The sequence below is a fragment of the Mycobacterium sp. 1165178.9 genome (genome assembly GCF_001673555.1).
GTDB lineage: Bacteria > Actinomycetota > Actinomycetes > Mycobacteriales > Mycobacteriaceae > Mycobacterium.
This window is the reverse complement of the sequence record NZ_LZMB01000340.1, coordinates 1-1036: the sequence shown is the minus strand read 5'-3', so window position 1 is coordinate 1036 and position 1036 is coordinate 1. Positions and strand designations below refer to the sequence as shown.

General features: G+C 70.3%; 3 pseudogenes. 2 read left to right on the top strand and 1 reads right to left on the bottom strand.

The window, feature by feature from the left end:
* Nucleotides 1–314, bottom strand: a pseudogene (locus A5652_RS14755) (ATP-binding cassette domain-containing protein); the annotation flags it as partial.
* On the opposite strand from A5652_RS14755, the pseudogene A5652_RS14750 reads away from it, so the two are divergent.
* A pseudogene (locus tag A5652_RS14750) lies at nucleotides 306–752 on the top strand (ATP-binding cassette domain-containing protein); the annotation flags it as partial. The pseudogenes A5652_RS14755 and A5652_RS14750 overlap by 9 nt on opposite strands.
* Before the next feature lie 4 nt (nucleotides 753–756).
* Nucleotides 757–1036 (top strand): annotated as a pseudogene (locus A5652_RS14745) (oxidoreductase); the annotation flags it as partial.

The following is a 1036-nucleotide window of genomic DNA, read 5'->3' as shown; positions in this document are numbered from 1 at the left end:
CGCACGGCTTTTCCGCGGTGCCCGCGGTCACCGACGCGGTGAATGCGCAGCGGTTCCTCGATGGCGCGAAACACCGAGTACATGGGATCCAGGCTGCTGTAGGGGTTTTGAAACACCGGCTGGACGCGCCGGCGGAAGGCCATCATTGCATCCCGGCTCATCCCGTCGGAGATCCGCGCGCCATCGAAAACGACCGTGCCCGAGGTGGGTTGAAGCAGACCCAGGGCCATGCGGGCCACCGTCGACTTTCCGGAGCCGGACTCACCGACGATGGCCAGCGTGCGGGCCCGCTGCAGCCGGAACGACACCGCGTCGGTGACCGCGGGCACCGCGGAAAAGCCGTGCGCGAACTCGTCGATCAGGTGGCGCTGCCGTCGTCGTTGCTGAGCAGGTTGCCACGCGAGCTGTCGGGCGGCCAACGCCAGCGGGTCGCGATCGCGCGGGCGCTCGCGTTGCGGCCCGACGTCCTGGTGTGCGACGAGGCGGTGTCGGCGCTCGACGTCTTGGTGCAGGCGCAAATACTCGAGTTGCTGGCTCAGCTGCAGGCCGAACTGGGCCTGGCCTATCTGTTCATCAGCCACGACCTGGCAGTGATCCGGCAGATCGCCGACGACGTCCTGGTGATGCGGGCGGGGCGCGTAGTGGAGCGCGCGCCCACCGAGCGCCTCTTCACCGACCCCGAGCACGAATACACCAGGCAGTTGCTGGACGCCATCCCGCATGCGCCGCAATCCGACGGGGATAGGTTGTGAAGTTGTGACAGCTGACCCGCTGGCCCCGTTGATGGAACTGCCCGGCGTCGCCGAGGCCAGCGACCGCGCCCGCGACGAGCTGGGGCGTGCCCACCGCCACCGCGCCAACCTGCGAGGATGGCCGGTGACCGCCGCCGAGGCGGCCCTGCGGGCGGCGCGCGCGTCGTCGGTGCTGGACGGTGGGCCGGTTCGGTTGGAGGATCTCGCCGACGCCGGGCAGATCAGTGATCCGGTGTTCGGGGGGGCGCTGCGGGTCGCCCAGGAGCTGGAGGGCGGCCAGGGCC